The following is an 18,939-nucleotide window of genomic DNA, read 5'->3' as shown; positions in this document are numbered from 1 at the left end:
TAAATGTCACCAAATTGAAATATGTGACAGTTATTTGATTGGAATTTCTTAATTAACCTTGCTTTGGGTTTTTATGAAAAACTTCTAAGTGTAGAATGGCGCACGTTTCACTTTTATGAAATATGACGGATTAGTTTTTGCATCGCTGGAGTAGTTACTTGGGAAAGGGTAACTCGGCATTTTTGCCTGCCAGTGTCGTTTAATAACCTAAGATGACTCTTTTATGGATCTTGCAAATTACGGCTCAGAATCAAAGACCAGTCGCGGCAGTGAAGTTGTCCGCATTCTTATCGCGTTAGCGTTCGTTTTGGTCGCAGGCTTTTATGCTTACAGCCACGGCGAAGGTATTTCTAACGTTTCAATTCTTGCTATTGCAGCCGCATTTGGAGCCTACATGGCCTTGAATATCGGCGCCAATGACGTTGCGAATAACGTTGGCCCTGCGGTAGGATCGAAAGCACTGTCTATGACAGGTGCGATCTTAATTGCTGCTATTTTTGAGGCGGGTGGTGCAATCATTGCGGGTGGCAGTGTTGTCGGAACTATTAAGAAAGGTATCATTAACCCTAATGCGATCGCAGATGTGACGACCTTTATTTGGGTGATGATGGCAGCATTGCTAGCGGGCGCAATTTGGCTGAACTTAGCGACTTACCTAGGTGCTCCAGTATCAACGACACACTCTATTGTTGGTGGTGTAATGGGCGCTGGTATTGCCGCTGGTGGCTGGGGCATTGCTAACTGGAGTCAAGTCGGTGCCATTGTTGCTAGCTGGGTCATTTCTCCTGCGCTAGGCGGTATTATTGCGGCGACGTTCTTGATTTACATTAAGCGCTCTATCACCTATCAAAGTGACATGATTGCAGCAGCTAAGAAAGTGGTTCCACTATTGGTATCACTAATGGTCTGGGCATTTGCTACTTACTTGGCAATGAAAGGTCTTAAGAAGATCTGGAAGCTGGACATTATTACCGCTTTGATCATCGGTTTTGGTCTTGCTCTGACGGCCTACTTCGTGGTTCGTCCATTAGTAGATCGTGCGGCCGAATCGTTGAAAAATGACAAGGATGCCGTGAATAGCTTGTTCACGATCCCATTGATTGTATCTGCAGCTTTATTAAGCTTTGCTCATGGAGCAAACGATGTTGCGAATGCTATCGGGCCGTTGGCTGCGATCAACGATGCTTTGCTTAACGGTGGCGTATCGTCTAAAGCTTCCATCCCATTATGGGTAATGTTAGTAGGTGGTATTGGTATCGCGATTGGCTTGGCATTGTTTGGGCCTAAGTTGATCAAAACAGTAGGCTCTGAAATCACTGAGCTTGATAAGACTCGTGCTTTTTGTGTGGCAATGGCGGCGGCAATCACTGTAATCATTGCATCTCAGTTAGGTTTGCCAGTAAGTTCTACACATATTGCGGTAGGTGGTATCTTCGGCGTTGGTTTTCTTCGCGAGTACCTTAAGTTGTCATACGAGAAGAAACTTGCTCAGATTGAGAAACATTCTGAGCGCTCTGGCCTAGGTGTGGATGAGACAAATGCATTCCTAGAACGCTTCAAAATGGCCGACGTAGAAGAAAAGCGTGCGATTCTTCGTGAAGTAAAAGCGCTGCAATCTTCTGCCCCGATTTCTAAAGAAGAGCGTAAGAGTCTTAAGAAGGCGACCAAGAAAGAGTTGGTTAAACGTTCGGCTCTACTTCGCATTGCCGCAGCATGGATCATTACCGTTCCAGCATCGGCGCTATTGTCTGCGATTATTTTCTACGCCTTACTTGGTTTCTCTGTCGCGTAATGTACTAGCTAACAAAAGCACTCTTTTAAAAACCGATCATGCATAATGGTCGGTTTTTTTATATGCTTAACGAACAATCAAACGAAGACGTGAGGCGGTATTTTTTGTGTCAACGAGTTTTCTTATAACCATTGTTGTTTGTGCCGCGCTAGCATTAGGTGCTGTGTTAGTTTGTGTAGGGCTGCTGCGTTATTACCAACAACGTCAAGCTCAGCATAAGCTAGAGTTAGAGCAACTTGAGAAGCGCTGTGGCCGCATCGCTGATTTGCTGAACATCATCACGGATCGCTACCTACCCCTGACGACCAAATTACTGTTGGTTGAGTATCTTATTGCCAGTATATCGACATTAATTCGCTATAAAATGGGGAGAACCTTAGAGTCGGAATTGCCTGGTTTTATACAGTTACTTGAAGAGTTAAAAAGCAATCAACAAGCGACGCTAAAAGACTGTGTTCAAACCCATGTGCAACTTTCTCAAGTTCAACAAGGTCTACAAGCACTGCCACCTCTCTTAAGAGGGCTGGTGTCCAATGATTTATTGGATAAAGCTACGGTAAAGGATCAAGTAACTCAGATTCGGTTCTTTTTTCACCTAGCTCATCATGATTTGTTAGTAAAAGAAGCGGAAGCTTGTGTAGAGTTGGATAAGAAAGCTGCAGCACTGGATAAGCTTCGACAGGCACTTGCTGAAATGGAAAAAGTTGCAACGTTCGAGCAAGCTGGACAAGTAATAGAGTCCTTGAATGGCACCATTCAGCGCATTGAAAATGAATTATTTGGAAAAAGCTCTAGAGTAAGTTAAACCCTTTTGATATAAGAAAATACTAAATAAAAATGCGTTCATATTTAGGACGCTTTGGAAAACGGGACTTATGACGGCAATCATTGTTACGCTACTGCTGTTGATTATTGGTGGCTTTATTGCGTTTGCTATTTATTTACAGCTAAAAGAACAAGCGCGCATAGAACGTCTGCGTAAGGCTGCATTGCTTAATAACCAGTTGCGCCAAGTTCGTCGTTATCTTGATGAAATGCCTGCGCAATACCAGCCTAAAGAGATGCGCCTATGGCTATACAGCCGTATGATTGGTTTGTGTGATGAGCTATTGGCTATACAAGCCGATGAGTCTCTTTCAAGGCGTAGGCGTTTCTTACAAGAAGAAATGTCCCAGTTTCAAGCCAGTAAGGAAAAGCGCCGCGCAAAGCCTGTCGTGGATGAGATTCAGATTATGGAGCTTAAGCGGTTATTTGAATCTTTTCATGGCTATTTGTTATCAGCTAAGTCCAATAAACAAATCAATGAAGAATCTTTTACTCGATTCGATGAAATGCTGCATTGGTTTCGTTATAAGGTAAACGCTGACCATCATTCTTATCTCGCCCGTCAGTTCTTCTTGACCCAAAAAATGGACGATGCCATAAGTGAATATCAAGAAGCGATTAACCAACTTAAGCCCATTGAAGAAAAGCCCGAAGCCGCAGAGTTGATTAACAAATTTGTTGAAACGATCCAAGAAATTCAAGACGACATAGCCTTGCAACAAAGAGAGGCTGCATTAGAAGCTGAAGAACAAGGTGACAACGAAGCGGAAGAAGAGTTGGATAACGAATGGCAGCGATTCATGGATGATGGTGATTTCCAGCGTAAGAAACATTTTTAACCTGTCTAGGATGACGATTTTTTCATTATTTCCTCATTGTCGCCAGTCATAAGATCTGGCAATTTACTTCGATCTTTTCTTTAACTTTATGGAATAAAGTATGAGTTTGGCGCTCTTGTCGGTATTTGTTCCGACGTTCTTCTTTGTCTCGATTACACCAGGTATGTGCATGACGTTAGCCATGACGCTTGGTATGACTATCGGCGTAAAACGCTCGTTGTGGATGATGTTGGGCGAGCTGACTGGTGTCGGCTTGGTCGCACTATTGTCGTCTATTGGTGTGGCAGCCCTGTTGTTAAACTACCCAACTTTCTTTGTGCTATTTAAATATGTGGGTGGTGCTTACCTTGCGTATTTGGGTGTCCAGATGTGGTTGTCACGAGGGAAAATGGCGATCAAAACCGAAGAGAATACGCGCCCGACTAGTGTATTTGAGCTGATCTCCCAAGGCTTTGTTACTGCCATCGCTAACCCAAAAGGATGGGCTTTCTTTGTTGCATTATTACCGCCTTTTTTACAGGCAGATGAGCCTCTAGGACAGCAATTATTCAGTCTAATCACCGTGATTCTTGCCCTAGAGTTTTGTTGCTTGCTCATTTACGCATCGGGTGGGCGAACGCTGCGTTCCTTGCTACTGAAAAGTGGCAACGTTCGCATTATGAACCGAATCGCGGGTTCCTTAATGTTAGGTGTGGGTATCTGGCTCGCATTTGGTTAACGCTTTGTCTCTTTGGTTGACTTCTTTCGAGTGTAGTTGCGCTTTTTTGATGTGCTCTTCTTCTTTGTAAAAGGTTTCGCTGCTTGCTTTGGAAGAGACGCGAAAGCTGTCATGTTGCCAGTTTTCGCAGTTTGAATCAGGGTGTTGAGAGCGTCTTCAAGCTCATGCATAAAGTGCTGATATGACTGCTGGTTTAAGCTAATGCCATTAAGCATCGCTTCCCATTTTGCCGTCATATCAGGAACGGTAGTGCTTTCAGGAAGGGCATCGATCAGTGCTCTTCCTGCCGCTGTTGCATGAATCTGCTTACCTTCTCGTTGTAGAAAGCCGCGTTTAAACAGTAATTCAATAATGCCAGCTCTAGTTGCTTCGGTACCTAAACCATCGGTTTCTTTCAATATCGCCTTAATTGCTTTATCGCTTACAAACCGATTTATCCCCGTCATGGCAGCCAATAAGGTTGCATCGGTAAATGCATCAGGTGGTGTTGTTTGTTTTTCAAGTACTTCACCAACGCGACAATGTAGCGTTTGATTGACGGTTAACTGTGGTAACTCGGGTTCTTCTTTTTTGCTCCTTGGCATCAGTGATTTCCAGCCTTCGTTAATCACAGTGACGCCTTGCGCGATAAACTGACCACCTTCAATTTCTACCACAATCTTGGTCGCTAAGTACTCATAAGCAGGCATGAACTGAATCAGGTATTGACGTGCGATCAGTTCAAAAATTTTTCTTTCATCTGCGCTTAATTTTGAAAAAGCACTTAATTGTTGAGTGGGAATGATAGCGTGGTGTGCCCCAACCTGCTTTTCATTCCACGCTTTACTTTTCTGTGCGGGGTTTGCTTGTTGCGCAGCCGTTTGATATGGCAAAGGCATCTCTTTAAGTTTTGATACGATGCTACTCGCTTGGGAAAACTGTTCTGTTGGTAAGTAGCGGCAATCTGAGCGCGGGTAAGTGATCATTTGGTGACGCTCGTAGAGCGCCTGACAGGTGTCGAGTACCTTCTGAGCATTCATAGAGAAGGCTTTTGCCGCATCTATTTGCAACGCTGAAAGATTGTAAGGCAAAGGCGCATTTTGTTTTTTGGGTGTCTTATCAAACTGCTTTACAAAACCTGGTTTATCGGTAATCCGTCGAGCCACGTTTTCAGCAAGGGGGCGACTGAGCACTCGTCCTTCTTCGTCTTGATAGGGGGCGCAAGCTTCACTAGGTTGCCACTTGGCTTGGAAGGGCAAAGTACCTGTCTCAAGGTGTGCGATCACCTGATAGAAATCTTTCGCGACAAATGTTTCACGTTCTTTGTCGCGTTTCACTACGAGCCCAAGAACTGGTGTTTGCACACGTCCAACCGATAGCACACCGTTGTAGCCCGCTTGCCGTCCTTTTACGGTATAGGCTCTTGTTAGATTGATACCATATAGCCAATCCGCCCTAGAGCGGGCCAGTGCGGAGCGTGACAGGGCGGCGAATTCAGTATTTAAACGCAGTTTATTGAGTGACTTTTTTACAGCTGCGGGCGTTAGGTCGCTAATCAAAAGGCGCTGGGTTTGATCCAGCTTATATTTTGGGACCTTAGCGAAATGTAATACTTCATCGACAAGGAGTTGACCTTCGCGGTCAGGGTCACCTGCATGGACTATTTTCTGAGTATTTTTGAGCAGTTTTCGAACCACGCCGAGCTGCTTTTTTGTATTGCTTTTGGCCTTCCACTGCCATTCTTGTGGAACAATAGGTAAGTGGTCTAGCTGCCATTGTTTGTATTGGGGAGCGTAATCTTGAGGCTCTGCTAGTTCTAGCAAATGGCCAATACACCAAGTGACGCAATCACCACTAGGTAATTCAATGTAACCATCATGTTTTTTCTGGGGCTTGGGAAGGGCGCTAGCAATCGCGCGTGCAAGGCTTGGTTTTTCAGCGATATATAAGATCATGGATGCACAAAGATTATTACGTGTATGGTTATTTAAACAGTATTTTGTGCATCCAAGTCTATGGTCGTCGTTTTACTTAATAATCGGTACGACGAGTACAGGGATACGGCTGTGATGGACAATCTTATTGGCTGTTGACCCAATCACCATCTGACCGATTTTGCTGTGTGTACGACTGTTCATAACAATGAGATCGGCACCAACATTTTCAGCTGTTTTCTCAATAGCCTCAGCTGGGATGCCGTTTACCACCTCGATTCGCGGTGTTTCACTTAAGTTGTTCATGTCGTCAGCGTGAGTTTTAGTAAACTCTGCAAGGTATGTCGTCATACGGTCTGTGACAGATTTTATCGCTTCTTCACGCATGGTTTTGACAGTTTGTTCTGACATGTAGTTATGAATCATATTAGCAGCTTGTGCGCTAATAGGCTCCATTGCATGCATCAGAACGACCTTCGCCTGATTTGAAATCGCTAGATTCATAACCAGTTCCATGGCTTGAGTTGTTTTTGGCTCTAAATCACAGGCGTATAAGATTGTATTGATTTTCGGTAGCATCACTTTTCTCCTCACTCGGATAAAATGTAGTCTAATCCTTATTGACTAAATTGAAGTGACTTACATCAATAGGGCTTCCGACTTATAAAATATTCTTCTGATTTATGCTGTCGTAGTAACCATCAGCAATGAAGCCGAATGCAGCAATTGTCAGGATCGCTCCTACGAAAGCGATCGTGCTCCACTTCTGTTGAGCTTGTGTCGGGGTGAATAGGGAAGAAACGATTTTTTTCATGATTTGCTTCCTGTTAATGATATTTAAAGCAAATGATAATTAATATCATTAATGAAGTCTATAGTTTGTTTCTAACCTGGTTGTCGGCATTGTTAAGTGGTTATGGTATCCTTGCCGCCGAATTTATAACGACACAAAAGAGATTACATTATGTCTGAACTGTCTTTTGACACAAACGAAGCGAAAATCGCGTACGGTATCGGTCGTCAGATCGGTGATCAGCTACGTGGTAGCGATCTTGGTGAACTATCTTTGGATCACCTATTTGCTGCGATTAAAGATGCGCTAAACGAGCAGCCAATGGCAGTTCCAGCGGCAGAACTTGAAGCGGCTTTTGCTGAGCTTCAAGAAAAAATGGAAGCAAAGTCTAAGGCAGCGGCTGCAGAAACTGTTGCAGAAGGCGAAGCTTTCCTTGCTGAGAACAAAGCACGCGAAGGTGTCCAAGTTACTGAATCTGGTCTTCAGTTTGAAGTGATCGAAGAAGGTACAGGAAATCAACCTGTTGCGTCTTCTACTGTTCGTGTTCACTACGAAGGTCGCCTAGTTGACGGTCAGGTATTCGACAGCTCTATCGCTCGTGGTGAGCCGATTGAGTTCCCGCTAGCTGGCGTTATTGCTGGTTGGACTGAAGGTCTTCAACTAATGAAGGAAGGCGCTAAGTACCGCTTTGCAATTCCTTCTGATCTTGCTTACGGTGCTCAAGGTGCTGGTGCGATGATCAAACCACATTCTGTATTGGTATTTGACGTTGAGCTAATCGCTATCGTTTAATCAACCATACATATAAAAATAGGAGCCTCGGCTCCTATTTTTTTGTCTTTCAAAACATCCAACACGCGCTAGATGTCCCGCACCATTTTGACGTGTGGTTTGCCGGCTTCCATAAAAATCTTGCCATCGGTTTTAAAGCCGTGAGTTTGATAGAAGATCTGCACATCCACCATCGCGCGCAAAAATACCTGCTTGAGCTGCATTTCTCGCGCTACTTGAATCGCTTTGCGCAGTAATAGGTTACCATTTCCTTGGTGACGATAGTTAGGGAGTACCGCCAATCGGCCTATTTGTCCATCTGAAGTCAGGCGACAGACACCAACCGGAACCGCAGTTGTGCCAAAAGCAACGAAATGAACGGCGTCTTCATCTTTACCATCCCATTCATCCTGTTCATCAATACCGTGTTCGATGATGAATACTTGTCGGCGAACAAAGGTTAATTGTGCTTTACTACTGTTCCAGTCAGATGTCAGTACTTTCATGCCGTTACTCGTCCTCGTAGGGCAATGCGACAATGGCTTGATGCTGGAGCAAAAAGCGCAATGTGTCAGGTAGTTGAGGGTGTTTTGTTAGGTCCAACCCACTGAAATCGAATTCTTCTTGGTCACAAATAGCTTGGATAAAATCAACCAATTCAGCATCCAGTTCTAGGGCGTTGCCATTACAGTATAGTGTGCAAGTGGACTCTGCATCATTTAGATAATAACAGAGACGTGCATCACCCGGTCGGATAAAGGTATCGCCGTTTTGTGCTTGGGCGAAGGTTTCCGCGAGTTCTTCATCATTAAGTTGTGCACTGTACTCTGGGTACTTGCTTTCACTCATGGTTTCACCAAGCCAATTCGCTAACTCGTTCGGAGAGTCGATTAACGTCAGAAGTTTCTGTCTTAGGTGTTCAATATCACTGTTTTGGATTTGTGCATGATGGTCACGTTCCAGTGGCTCAGGTGCTGCGAAACGGTTCTTCTCGTTAATGTCTTCGCAGAGCTTATCCGTAATACCTTGAAGAGCTGCTTGTACCGATGGCGCTCGGAAGCCAACAGAAAAAGTCATGCATTCGCTATCTAACGCTCGGCCGTTATGCGCAAAGTTAGGGGGCAAATATAAGATATCGCCTGCTTTCAGCTCATAATCTTGTTCTGGATCGACATCAAAGTTATCTAAAATATGAAGCTTGATCCCTTCAATATTTGAATCTTGATATTGCTCAGGTGCGAGCACTTGCCAGCGGCGTTTGCCTGCCATTTGGACTAAAAAAACGTCGTATTGGTCGTAATGAGGGCCGACGCTACCGCCTTCGGTGGCGTAGCTGACCATCACATCATCGACGCGCCAACTGGGTAGAAAGTGAAAGCGTTCTTTCAACGTCTGTACTTCAGGCACCCAATGGTCCACCGCTTGGACTAAAAGCGTCCATTCTCGCTCCGGCAGGGTGGCAAAGGTATCCTCGTTAAAAGGGCCTTGTAGTAATTGCCAAGGTGTCTCGCCTTGTTCAATAACGATACGAGATTCCACTTCGTCTTCCATGGCTAGGCCAGCCAACTCATCTGCAGCAATAGGCAGATCAATGTCTTTTGCACCCCCTCGGATCAGCAAAGGTTTCTTTTGCCAGTACTCTTGGTAGAAAGTTTTTGCGCTCATGCCAGCGAGAATAGTCAGTGGCGTATCGATATTCATAGTCAGTTCTCATCAAAAAAAGAGCCGTTAAAACGGCTCTTTGTATATAAGAAATAGCATTGGCAGCCGTATTAGCCGCGAATAGCTTTCGCTTGTGCTACTGCATTACCAATGTAGTTTGATGGCGTCAGAGCTTTCAGCTCTTCTTTCGCTTGCTCTGGAAGTTCCAGCTTATCAACAAACTCTTGCATGATTTCTTGGTTGATTGTGCGGCCACGAGTTAGCTCTTTTAGCTTCTCGTAAGGCGCTTCGATACCGTAACGACGCATCACGGTTTGGATTGGCTCAGCCAATACTTCCCAAGAGTTGTCTAGGTCTTCGTTTAGGCGCACAGAGTTGATTTCTAGTTTGCTGATGCCTTTTAGCGACGCTTGGTAAGCGATCAAGCTGTGACCAAGGCCCACACCTAGATTACGAAGAACGGTAGAGTCTGTTAGGTCGCGCTGCCAGCGAGAAATAGGTAGTTTCGCGCTTAGGTGGCCCATGATTGCATTAGCGATGCCCAAGTTACCTTCAGAGTTTTCAAAGTCGATCGGGTTAACTTTATGCGGCATAGTTGAAGAGCCGATTTCACCAGCGATCGTTTTCTGTTTGAAGTAGCCTAGAGAAATGTAGCCCCAAACGTCACGGTCGAAGTCGATCAAGATAGTGTTGAAACGACAGATCGCATCGTATAGCTCAGCGATGTAATCGTGTGGCTCGATCTGAGTGGTGTATGGGTTCCAAGTAAGGCCAAGAGAGGTTACAAACTTCTCTGCATGTGCTTGCCAGTCAACTTGAGGATAAGCAGAAAGGTGAGCGTTGTAGTTACCTACTGCACCGTTAATCTTACCTAGGAACTCAACGGCTTCAACTTGCTTGATTTGACGCGCAAGACGAGCCGCTACGTTCGCCATTTCTTTACCTACCGTACTTGGAGACGCTGTCTGACCGTGTGTACGAGATAGGATAGATTGTCCCGCATGTTCGATAGCCAATTCTTCGATAGCAGCTAGAACCGCTTTCATCTCAGGAATGATGGCTTCAGCTAGTGCTTCGTTTAGCATTAATGCGTGAGAAAGGTTGTTGATGTCTTCAGACGTACAAGCGAAATGCACGAACTCAGAAACAGCTGCTAGCTCGGCGTTGTCTGCAATTTTGCCTTTGATGAAGTACTCAACCGCTTTCACATCGTGGTTAGTCGTTTTTTCGATGTCTTTGATGGATTGCGCATCCGCTTCAGAGAAGTTTGCAGCCAAATCATCTAGGATCGCATTTGCTTCAGCACTCAGTGCTGGTACTTCAGAAATTTCAGGGTGCGCAGCGAGCGCTTGAAGCCAACGTACTTCCACGATAACACGCATACGTAATAGGCCGTACTCGCTAACAGAGCGGCGTAGCGCGTTAGTTTTAGAGCCGTATCGACCGTCGATCGGGGAAATCGCATTTAAGCTGGTTAATTGCATTGAGTAAACGCCTCGAACATGGTTTTTCAGGGAGCGGGTATTATAGGGGAATAGGCCGTTAATCGCTACGTAAAGGGGCAGCTAACATTCTAAGGAGTATTTTGACGAATTCTTATACTAAAATTGCGCGTCGGTTTTAGTCTTTCTAAAGTCGTTTCCAGCCTCTAAACGTTTTTTTCTTAGTCATAAACTGAGTTCATCAGAAGGTCTTCCTTCCCCTAATCCTATCTTTGTATTAAAGGAAAAAACGATGAACGCAGCAGAATTACATGATCAAGCCATTGTGATCGATGGCTTAATTTGTGCGAAATGGAATCGCGAACTGTTTGAAGACATGGCGAAAGGAAAGTTAACTGCCGCAAACTGCACTGTGTCGTTTTGGGAAAATTTTGAAGGCACGGTTCGCAACATCGTAGAAATGAACCAGTTAATCGAAGCCAACAGCGATCTACTCACAAAAGTTTACACAACCAAAGACATTCTTCGAGCGAAAGAAGAAGGGAAGACTGGGGTCATGATGGGCTTCCAAAATGCCCACGCGTTCGAAGATCAGATCGGCTACGTACAGGTGTTTAAAGACCTTGGTGTTGGCATTGTTCAAATGTGCTACAACACGCAAAACCTCGTGGGTACCGGATGTTACGAGCGTGATGGCGGTTTATCAGGTTTTGGGCGTGAAATTGTCGCTGAAATGAACCGAGTGGGTATGTTGTGTGATCTGTCTCATGTGGGGCCGAATACTGCTAAAGAAGTCATCATCGAATCGAAAAAGCCTGTTGCTTACTCGCATTGCCTTCCTTCAGGTCTAAAAGAGCACCCACGAAATCGTTCTGACGAAGAGTTGAAGTTCATCGCCGATAACGGTGGCTTCGTTGGGGTAACCATGTTTACGCCGTTCCTACGTGCTGGGGTTAACGCAACTGTCGATGATTACGTTGAAGCCATTCAATACGTCTACAACATTGTGGGTGAAGATGCGATCGGCATTGGCACTGACTTTACCCAAGGCCACGGGGAAGACTTCTTCGAATACCTTACCCATGACAAAGGCTATGCCCGTCGTTTAACACGTTTCGGTGAAATCATTAATCCAAAAGGCATTCGTACAGTTGGCGAGTTCCCAAATCTAACGGAAGCACTTTTGCGTCATGGTTTTACTGAACGCCAAGTCTGCAAAATCATGGGTGAAAACTGGGTCAACTTGTTACGTGAAATCTGGGGTGAGTAACAATTAACCAAAGTGTCGAAAAACGTCTTTTCGATAGGGCAGAGAGTCGATTTCGGAAAAGTGACCAGCCTGTCGATTTGATTAAATGATGTCTTAACACGCGATATGCGATCCAGAACAGCAGAATTTGAGGTTTAAAAAATGGGTGTACACGCTCCTGAAATGCCAATTGAAGTAGACGATGAAACTGGGGTTTGGACAACGGATGCGTTGCCTATGCTGTATGTGCCACGTCATTTCTTTGTAAACAATCACATGGGAATCGAAGACGAAATTGGCGCAGAACGATACGCGGAGATTCTTTATAAAGCAGGTTACAAGTCTGCTTACTTCTGGTGTGAACAAGAAGCAGAGTGCCATGGGATTTCTGGCGCTGATGTTTGGCATCACTATCTAAAACGTCTTTCACAGCGCGGTTGGGGCTTCTTTATCACCGAGGAACTAGACATCGAGAAAGGCACTGCAAAAGTGAGACTAGAGAACTCAGCTTTTGTTTACCACTATGAAAAAATCCATGGGAAAAAAGTCAATCGCAAGATTGATTACATGTTTACTGGTTGGTTTGCAGGTGCCTTAGACCAGATTGCAGAAGCCCAAGGATTAGCTGTTCGTACCAAAGCAGAGCAAACACAGTGCGCAGCAGAGGAAGGTTGCGATGTGGGTTACTTCGAAGTAACGCCGCTTTAATTATTACTAAAAATTGTCAGTCTATTGTTTGAGAAAGGCGGGGTTCTACTATGTCCCAGTTTGATGTGCTGTTTCAGCCACTAAATATTAATAAATTAACCATTCGTAACCGTATTGTCAGTACGGCTCACGCAGAAGTGTACGCAACGGATGGAGGCATGACGACGGATCGTTATGTGAAATACTATGAAGAAAAAGCCAAAGGTGGATGTGGCTTGTGTATCTGTGGTGGTTCCAGTGTTGTCTCGATTGACAGTCCTCAGAGCTGGTGGAGCTCTGTTAACCTGTCAACAGACCGTATTATCCCGCATTTTCAGAACTTAGCTGATGCTGTGCATAAGCATGGCGGCAAAATCATGATTCAGATTTCCCATATGGGACGTCGCTCCCGCTGGGATGGTGAGAACTGGCCTAACCTCATGTCTCCGTCTGGTATTCGTGAGCCGGTACACCGTGCGACTTGTAAAACCATCGAAGTGGAAGAAATCTGGCGTGTCATCGGCGACTTTGCCCAAGCTGCGCGTCGTGCGAAAGAAGGTGGCCTAGACGGTGTAGAACTGTCGGCAGTACACCAACACATGATTGACCAATTCTGGTCGCCACGTGTCAACAAACGTACTGACGAATGGGGTGGTACTTTCGAAGGCCGTATGAAGTTCGGTCTAGAGGTTGCCAAAGCCGTTCGTGCCGAAGTGGGTCCAGACTTCGTTGTGGGCATGCGTATCACGGGTGACGAGTTCCACCCAGACGGTCTAAACCACGACGACATGAAACAAATTGCTAAGTACTACGATGACACTGGCCTAATCGACTACTTCGGTGTAGTGGGTTCTGGTTGTGACACGCACAACACATTAGCAAACGTGATTCCAAACATGAGCTACCCACCAGAGCCATTCCTACACTTGGCAGCGGGTATCAAAGAAGTCGTTAGTGTTCCTGTTATTCACGCACAGAACATCAAAGACCCTAACCAAGCGAAACGTATCATCGAAGCGGGTTATGTAGACTTTGTTGGTATGACTCGTGCACACATTGCTGACCCGCACTTCATTGCCAAGATTAAAATGGATCAAGTGGATCAGATTCGTCAGTGTGTGGGTGCAAACTACTGTATCGACCGTCAGTACCAAGGTCTTGATGTGCTTTGTATTCAAAACGCGGCGACGTCTCGTGAATACATGGGCATGCCTCATATTATCGAAAAAACCGAAGGACCAGTACGCAACGTCGTCATAGTGGGCGGTGGCCCTGGTGGTATGGAAGCAGCGCGTGTTGCAGCTGAGCGTGGTCATAAGGTGACTCTGCTAGAGCGTAACGACGAATTGGGTGGTCAGATCACGATCGCATCAAAAGCACCACAACGTGACCAAATCGCTGGTATCACTCGTTGGTTGGTAATGGAACTTGACCGTCTAGGCGTAGAAGTGAAAACCGGTGTAGCAGCCGATGCCTCCGTGATCCGTGACCTACAACCAGATGTTTGTATCTTAGCAACGGGTGGTCGTCCATTCGTTGAGCAGAACCCAGAATGGGGCGCAGAGGAAGGCCTGAGTGTGTCGAGCTGGGATGTGTTAACTGGCAAAGTTGAGCCAGGTAAGAATGTCCTGATTTACGACACCATTTGTGAATTCTCTGGTATGTCAGCAGCAGACTTCTTGGCCTCCAAAGGCTCTTTAGTTGAGCTTGTAACCGATGATATTAAGCCGGGTGTTGGCATCGGTGGTACGACCTTCCCAACTTACTACCGTTCTTTATATGAGAAAGAAGTCATCATGACCTCTGACTTCCTGTTGGAAAAAGTATATCGCGAGGGTGACAGCTTAGTGGCGGTGCTTGAGAACGAGTACACAGGTCAGCGTGAAGAGCGTGTGGTAGACCAAGTTGTCATCGAAAACGGCACACGTCCAAACGAAGAGTTGTACTACGAGCTTAAAGGTGAATCTCGCAACAAGGGACAGATTGATGTGGAGGCTTTGTTCGACATCAAACCACAGCCAATTCTTTCTGAAAGTGGCGATGGCATGATCCTGTGGCGCCTAGGTGACTGTGTGTCTCAGCGTAACACTCACGCGGCGATGTACGATGCTTTACGTCTGTGTAAAGACCTTTAACCGTTTAGCCATTCAAAACTAAACCAAAATACTGAACCCAAGAGGCGGCACTACGCCGCCTCTTTAATGTTACATGGGGTGAAAGATGGTTATCGACTGGTTACCTTCTATTCTAATTGTTGTGCTGTTGCTATTAGGCGTAATTGGCATGCTTCGCCGAGCGAGTCTATGGCGCGCGGGACAACCAGAAAAAGTCAATATTATCGCTGGTCTTATGGCGATGCCGGGGCGCTACCTGAAAGATTTGCACCACGTGGTAGAGCGCGACAAATACATGTCGAAAACCCACGTTGCAACCGGTGGTGGCTTTGTCCTATCGATGGTGCTGGTGTTAGTAGTACACGTCTTTAAAGTTCAGCAGCAAATCGTTGCTTGGGCTTTGCTTGGCGCGCTACTTCTTATGCTTGTGGGTGCCTTTTTTGTCTTCAAGCGTCGATTGAATCCACCTGAGCGCCTTTCAAAAGGCCCTTGGATGCGTTTGCCAAAAAGCTTAATTACATTTGCTTTAACGTTCATTGTTCTAACACTTCCTGCGGCAGGTATCCTTCCTGATGGAACCGGTGGTGTATTGCTTATCGCAGTGCTAAGTGTTGGTATCGTGATTGGTCTTGGCGAATTGTTATTTGGCATGGGCTGGGGTGGCCCAATGAAGCATGCCTTTGCAGGGGCGCTTCACCTAGCTTTTCACCGTCGTCCAGAGCGCTTCGGTGGTGGGCGTTCAACGGGCCTTAAGCCTGCGAATCTTGATGCGTCGGTGATTGGTGTTGCTAAGCCAAGTGACTTTAAATGGAATCAGCTGTTAGGGTTTGATGCCTGTGTACAGTGTGGTAAGTGTCAGGCAATGTGTCCTGCGTTTGCTGCAGGCCAGCCGCTTAACCCGAAAAAACTGATTCAAGATATGGTGGTGGGGCTTGCTGGTGGTAGCGATGCGAATTACGCAGGTTCTCCTTATCCAGGTAAAGAAGTGGGGCAGGCGAAAGGCAGTCCCAACGAGATCATCACAGCGGGTCTTGTGAGCCAAGAAACCCTTTGGTCATGTACCACTTGTCGTGCTTGTGTGGAAGAATGTCCAATGATGATCGAGCATGTCGATGCCATCGTTGATATGCGTCGCTTCCTAACCATGGAAAAAGGCGAAACGCCAAACAAAGGCTCTGAAGTTTTAGAAAACATCATCGCAACCGACAACCCTGGTGGTTACGCGCCTGGTAGCCGTACTAACTGGGCGGCTGACCAAAACCTTGCGGTCATGAAAGACAAGAAAGAAGTCGACGTTCTATTCTGGGTGTCTGACGGTGCTTTTGATATGCGTAGCCAGCGTATTCTACGTGCCTTCGTGAAACTGATGAAAGCGGCTAACGTTGATGTAGCGATCCTTGGTGACGAAGAGCGTGACAGCGGTGACGTAGCTCGTCGTCTAGGTGATGATGCGACATTCCAAAGTCTTGCGAGACGCAACTTGGCAACGCTAGGTCAATACAAGTTCAACAAGATCGTAACGACCGATCCGCACGCTTACCATTGTCTGCGTAATGAATACGCTGACTTCGATAAAGGCGGTGCTTTGGCTGGTGTTGAAGTGTTGCACCACACGACCTTCTTGAACCAACTCGTTCAGTCTGGCGCGCTTAAACTTGACGCTTTCAAAGGCGGCAAAGTGACTTACCATGACCCTTGCTACCTAGGTCGATACAACGGTGAGTACGAAGCGCCACGTGATCTATTACGTTCTTTGGGTATTGAAATTGCTGAAATGGAACGCTCTGGTTTCCGCTCACGTTGTTGTGGCGGTGGTGGTGGCGCACCGATCACGGATATTCCAGGTGAACGCCGTATAGCAGACATGCGTATGGAAGATGCGAGCGCTACGGGGACTGAGCTTGTGGCAGTAGGTTGTCAGCAATGTACCGCTATGCTTGAGGGGGTTGTTGAACCTCGTCCACAAGTGAAAGACATCTCTGAAATCCTAGTGGATCAATTGATTGAGGAGGTTCACTAATGAGTGACATCATTCGTCGTGACCCACGTGCAGAATGGATTATGCGTAACCGTCTGCACCCACTGCATGAGCAATACGCAAGTCAAGAAGAGGGTGGCGAAGTTCGCGGCCCATCTGGCTTGATTCGTAAGTTCCCGCATAAAGTTGGCTTTATCGGTCCAAACGGTATTAAACGTATCGACCGTCTTAAAGGTAACTCTTCTGCACCGAAAGGTAAGCGTTCAGCTGCGGCACAAGAGGTTCAATTACCGCTACACAAGGTGGACAACCCTGATTACTACATCATGGTGGTGGCGGATATGGTCGGTGGCCGTTTAACAGGCCACGATAAAGATATCCTAGGTCTTGCGCACAAGCTGATCGCAGAGCAAGGTGGCAACGGTGCCGTTGTTGCAGTGTGCTTCGGTGAAGTGAAAGAAGAACACTTCGATACAGCGGGTGTTGACCGTGTGTTGCATATCCAAGGTGAAGCCTTTGAAGGCTACGCTCCTGAAGCACGAGTGCAAGCACTGACTAAATTGGAAGCACAATACACGGTTAAACACTGGCTGTTCCCAGACAGCATCCATGGTGGTTGTGACCTAGCGTCTCGTTTGGCTGCTCGTCTAGGTGAACGTCCAGCGACACAAGCATGGCAAGTTAATGCTGAACAAACCGTAAGCCGTGGCGCTTCTGCGAGCTTAGACATTACGCGTCAAACACCTAAAATTCTGATGCTGCTTGAAGAATGTGCTGACGCCATTGACGAAACGCGTCATGAAGCGACGCCAATTTCTTTGGATGATGTATCTGTTGCTGCAGCAACGATCAAAGATAAAGGCCTGATGGCCGTGGATCCAAACGCGATCCCAATGGCAGAAGCTGAATTTATCTTGTCTGCGGGTAACGGTATCCATAACTGGGATCAGTTCCACGAAGCCGCAAAAGTGCTGGGTGCAACAGAAGGTGCCAGTCGTGTGGCGGTCGACGATGGCTTTATGCCGCGTTCACGTCAGGTGGGGGCAACCGGTACGTGGGTAACTGCGCGTGTGTATGTGGCAGTAGGTATCTCTGGTGCGATTCAGCACATGCAGGGTATCGGTCAAGTAGACAAAGTGGTTGCGATCAACACGGACGCTGGCTGTGACATGGTGAAACGTGCTGCGCTGAGTGTGATCGGTGACAGTGAAGAAATTCTTGCTGAATTGATGAAACTCGTTGCTGAACACAAGCAAACAAGCCTAAGCGATCAAGCGGAGGAGAATAGCAATGCCGCATAAAGTCATTTCTTTAATCTCTGTCGGCCGTCATCCTCAATCAGGTCGTTCTCGTCGTGCTGATCAAGATAGCCGTGCTGTGGAGCTAGGGCTTAAGCTTGCTGGAACAGACTTAGATGTGGTTCATGCTGGTAATGCAGAAGAGCCAGTACTGCGCCAATACGCAGGTATGGGTCTATCAAAAGTGACGGTTTTGGAACAAGCGGAAAGCGCAGACGCATTACCTGCACTGTCTAGCTACTTGAAAGCTGAAAAAGCGGATATCGTTTTAACGGGTGTTCGCTCTGAAAGCGGTGAGTCATCGGGTATGACGCCTTACCTTCTTGCAGAGCAATTAGGTTGGCCAATTGTTGCTCGTGTGGCGGATATCGTTGAAATCAAAGATGGTGAAGCGCAGGTTCTACTGGCACTTCCGCGAGGTCAGCGTCGTCAAGTTACGGTTAAGCTGCCTTTTATTGCGTCAATTGATAACGCTGCGCAAGCAGCACGTCAAAGTGCATTCGGTCCTGGCCTTCGTGCCAAAATGGCTACCCAAACTGGCTCAGCAGAAGAGGATGCGGTGCGTGTGAACTGGAGCGAAGTACCAGCGAAAGCTCGTCCTAAGCGTCTGAAAGTTGTTAAGGCGAAAACCGCTGCGGACCGATTTAAGGCAGCGACCGCTAAACCACAAGGTGGATCGGGTAAAGTCATGAAAAACGAATCTGCACAAGAAAAAGCGCAAGCGATCTTTGACTTATTAATCGAAGAGAAAGTGATTCGATAATATGCTTTTGATTAAAAGGGAATGGCTTCTATCCATTCCCTTTTTTTTGCGTTAGATTTCTTACAGTAGCCTTGTAGAAAGATGTAGAGAGTTCT

Annotated in this window: 17 protein-coding genes; 11 read left to right on the top strand and 6 right to left on the bottom strand. The window is 46.4% G+C overall.

All coding sequences use genetic code 11. From position 1 onward, the window contains the following. The first annotated feature begins 223 nt into the window (after positions 1-223). The 4 genes from ACXAC1_RS01730 to ACXAC1_RS01715 all read left to right on the top strand — a co-directional run bounded on the left by ACXAC1_RS01730 (position 224) and on the right by ACXAC1_RS01715 (position 4,174). The gene (locus tag ACXAC1_RS01730; RefSeq protein ID WP_475058076.1) at positions 224-1,792 is read left to right on the top strand and encodes an inorganic phosphate transporter; all 1,569 of its coding nucleotides are present in this window, start codon (positions 224-226) and stop codon (positions 1,790-1,792) included. A 106-nt stretch (positions 1,793-1,898) separates the two neighbouring features. Further along, entirely contained in the window at positions 1,899-2,597 is a 699-nt protein-coding gene (locus tag ACXAC1_RS01725) for a hypothetical protein (protein WP_475058073.1), read from the top strand. Between the two features lie 70 nt (positions 2,598-2,667). Beyond that, positions 2,668-3,456 carry a hypothetical protein gene (locus ACXAC1_RS01720; protein ID WP_475058071.1) on the top strand — a complete coding sequence of 263 codons (789 nt, stop codon included), beginning with the start codon at positions 2,668-2,670 and terminating at the stop codon, positions 3,454-3,456. 100 nt (positions 3,457-3,556) lie between these two features. Further along, positions 3,557-4,174 (top strand): LysE family translocator, encoded by a 618-nt coding sequence (locus ACXAC1_RS01715; RefSeq protein ID WP_475058068.1) that lies wholly within the window; start codon positions 3,557-3,559, stop codon positions 4,172-4,174. Here ACXAC1_RS01715 and ACXAC1_RS01710 read toward each other — a convergent pair. The 3 genes from ACXAC1_RS01710 to ACXAC1_RS01700 form a co-directional block, all read right to left on the bottom strand. Beyond that, the gene (locus ACXAC1_RS01710; RefSeq protein ID WP_475058065.1) at positions 4,171-6,108 is read right to left on the bottom strand and encodes a DNA topoisomerase III; all 1,938 of its coding nucleotides are present in this window, start codon (positions 6,106-6,108) and stop codon (positions 4,171-4,173) included. The genes ACXAC1_RS01715 and ACXAC1_RS01710 overlap by 4 nt on opposite strands. Positions 6,109-6,180: 72 nt before the next feature. Beyond that, positions 6,181-6,666 carry a universal stress protein gene (locus ACXAC1_RS01705; RefSeq protein ID WP_475058063.1) on the bottom strand — a complete coding sequence of 162 codons (486 nt, stop codon included), beginning with the start codon at positions 6,664-6,666 and terminating at the stop codon, positions 6,181-6,183. An 82-nt stretch (positions 6,667-6,748) separates the two neighbouring features. Then, positions 6,749-6,901, bottom strand: coding sequence for a hypothetical protein (locus tag ACXAC1_RS01700; protein ID WP_475058060.1), 153 nt, complete (start codon positions 6,899-6,901; stop codon positions 6,749-6,751). 150 nt (positions 6,902-7,051) lie between these two features. Between ACXAC1_RS01700 and ACXAC1_RS01695 the strand changes: the two genes are divergently transcribed. Beyond that, entirely contained in the window at positions 7,052-7,672 is a 621-nt protein-coding gene (locus ACXAC1_RS01695; RefSeq protein WP_133560576.1) for an FKBP-type peptidyl-prolyl cis-trans isomerase, read from the top strand. A 68-nt stretch (positions 7,673-7,740) separates the two neighbouring features. Here the strand turns inward: ACXAC1_RS01695 and ACXAC1_RS01690 are convergent, their stop codons facing one another. From ACXAC1_RS01690 to purB, 3 genes are all read right to left on the bottom strand, one after another. Then, positions 7,741-8,157, bottom strand: a complete 417-nt coding sequence (locus ACXAC1_RS01690) for a GNAT family N-acetyltransferase (protein WP_475058057.1) — start codon at positions 8,155-8,157, stop codon at positions 7,741-7,743. Between the two features lie 4 nt (positions 8,158-8,161). Beyond that, positions 8,162-9,352: a JmjC domain-containing protein gene (locus ACXAC1_RS01685; protein WP_475058053.1), complete on the bottom strand. Its 1,191-nt coding sequence runs from the start codon at positions 9,350-9,352 to the stop codon at positions 8,162-8,164. Between the two features lie 71 nt (positions 9,353-9,423). Further along, the gene (purB, locus tag ACXAC1_RS01680) at positions 9,424-10,797 is read right to left on the bottom strand and encodes an adenylosuccinate lyase (protein ID WP_475058051.1); all 1,374 of its coding nucleotides are present in this window, start codon (positions 10,795-10,797) and stop codon (positions 9,424-9,426) included. A gap of 250 nt (positions 10,798-11,047) precedes the next feature. Here purB and ACXAC1_RS01675 point away from each other — a divergent pair, with 250 nt between their 5' ends. The 6 genes from ACXAC1_RS01675 to etfB all read left to right on the top strand — a co-directional run bounded on the left by ACXAC1_RS01675 (position 11,048) and on the right by etfB (position 18,844). Then, a complete protein-coding gene (locus tag ACXAC1_RS01675; RefSeq protein WP_133560567.1) occupies positions 11,048-12,025 on the top strand; it encodes a dipeptidase in 978 nt (325 codons plus the stop codon). 141 nt (positions 12,026-12,166) lie between these two features. Beyond that, positions 12,167-12,712, top strand: a complete 546-nt coding sequence (locus tag ACXAC1_RS01670; protein WP_199462903.1) for a DUF5943 domain-containing protein — start codon at positions 12,167-12,169, stop codon at positions 12,710-12,712. Between the two features lie 50 nt (positions 12,713-12,762). After that, positions 12,763-14,826, top strand: a complete 2,064-nt coding sequence (gene dgcA, locus ACXAC1_RS01665; RefSeq protein ID WP_133560563.1) for a dimethylglycine demethylation protein DgcA — start codon at positions 12,763-12,765, stop codon at positions 14,824-14,826. Positions 14,827-14,911: 85 nt separating this feature from the next. Continuing rightward, positions 14,912-16,825 carry a (Fe-S)-binding protein gene (locus tag ACXAC1_RS01660; RefSeq protein ID WP_475058048.1) on the top strand — a complete coding sequence of 638 codons (1,914 nt, stop codon included), beginning with the start codon at positions 14,912-14,914 and terminating at the stop codon, positions 16,823-16,825. Then, positions 16,825-18,084, top strand: a complete 1,260-nt coding sequence (gene etfA, locus ACXAC1_RS01655) for an electron transfer flavoprotein subunit alpha (RefSeq protein ID WP_475058046.1) — start codon at positions 16,825-16,827, stop codon at positions 18,082-18,084. Before ACXAC1_RS01660 ends, etfA begins: the two co-directional genes overlap by 1 nt. Continuing rightward, positions 18,074-18,844 carry an electron transfer flavoprotein subunit beta gene (etfB, locus tag ACXAC1_RS01650; RefSeq protein WP_475058044.1) on the top strand — a complete coding sequence of 257 codons (771 nt, stop codon included), beginning with the start codon at positions 18,074-18,076 and terminating at the stop codon, positions 18,842-18,844. Before etfA ends, etfB begins: the two co-directional genes overlap by 11 nt. Positions 18,845-18,939 lie beyond the last annotated feature (95 nt).

It is taken from the genome of Marinomonas sp. AWM4_232 (genome assembly GCF_056158325.1).
The sequence above is the reverse complement of the archived record's forward strand: the minus strand, read 5'-3'. Positions and strand labels throughout refer to the sequence as shown.

What these genes read in the sequence shown, in the direction of transcription:
- ACXAC1_RS01690 (WP_475058057.1), bottom strand. Translation starts at nt 8,157, where the DNA reads ATGAAAGTACTGACATCTGACTGGAACAGTAGTAAAGCACAATTAACC.
- ACXAC1_RS01715 (WP_475058068.1), top strand. Translation starts at nt 3,557, where the DNA reads ATGAGTTTGGCGCTCTTGTCGGTATTTGTTCCGACGTTCTTCTTTGTC.
- ACXAC1_RS01730 (WP_475058076.1), top strand. Translation starts at nt 224, where the DNA reads ATGGATCTTGCAAATTACGGCTCAGAATCAAAGACCAGTCGCGGCAGT.
- ACXAC1_RS01700 (WP_475058060.1), bottom strand. Translation starts at nt 6,901, where the DNA reads ATGAAAAAAATCGTTTCTTCCCTATTCACCCCGACACAAGCTCAACAG.
- ACXAC1_RS01675 (WP_133560567.1), top strand. Translation starts at nt 11,048, where the DNA reads ATGAACGCAGCAGAATTACATGATCAAGCCATTGTGATCGATGGCTTA.
- ACXAC1_RS01670 (WP_199462903.1), top strand. Translation starts at nt 12,167, where the DNA reads ATGGGTGTACACGCTCCTGAAATGCCAATTGAAGTAGACGATGAAACT.
- etfB (WP_475058044.1), top strand. Translation starts at nt 18,074, where the DNA reads ATGCCGCATAAAGTCATTTCTTTAATCTCTGTCGGCCGTCATCCTCAA.
- etfA (WP_475058046.1), top strand. Translation starts at nt 16,825, where the DNA reads ATGAGTGACATCATTCGTCGTGACCCACGTGCAGAATGGATTATGCGT.
- dgcA (WP_133560563.1), top strand. Translation starts at nt 12,763, where the DNA reads ATGTCCCAGTTTGATGTGCTGTTTCAGCCACTAAATATTAATAAATTA.
- ACXAC1_RS01705 (WP_475058063.1), bottom strand. Translation starts at nt 6,666, where the DNA reads ATGCTACCGAAAATCAATACAATCTTATACGCCTGTGATTTAGAGCCA.
- ACXAC1_RS01695 (WP_133560576.1), top strand. Translation starts at nt 7,052, where the DNA reads ATGTCTGAACTGTCTTTTGACACAAACGAAGCGAAAATCGCGTACGGT.
- ACXAC1_RS01720 (WP_475058071.1), top strand. Translation starts at nt 2,668, where the DNA reads ATGACGGCAATCATTGTTACGCTACTGCTGTTGATTATTGGTGGCTTT.
- ACXAC1_RS01685 (WP_475058053.1), bottom strand. Translation starts at nt 9,352, where the DNA reads ATGAATATCGATACGCCACTGACTATTCTCGCTGGCATGAGCGCAAAA.
- ACXAC1_RS01710 (WP_475058065.1), bottom strand. Translation starts at nt 6,108, where the DNA reads ATGATCTTATATATCGCTGAAAAACCAAGCCTTGCACGCGCGATTGCT.
- ACXAC1_RS01660 (WP_475058048.1), top strand. Translation starts at nt 14,912, where the DNA reads ATGGTTATCGACTGGTTACCTTCTATTCTAATTGTTGTGCTGTTGCTA.
- purB (WP_475058051.1), bottom strand. Translation starts at nt 10,797, where the DNA reads ATGCAATTAACCAGCTTAAATGCGATTTCCCCGATCGACGGTCGATAC.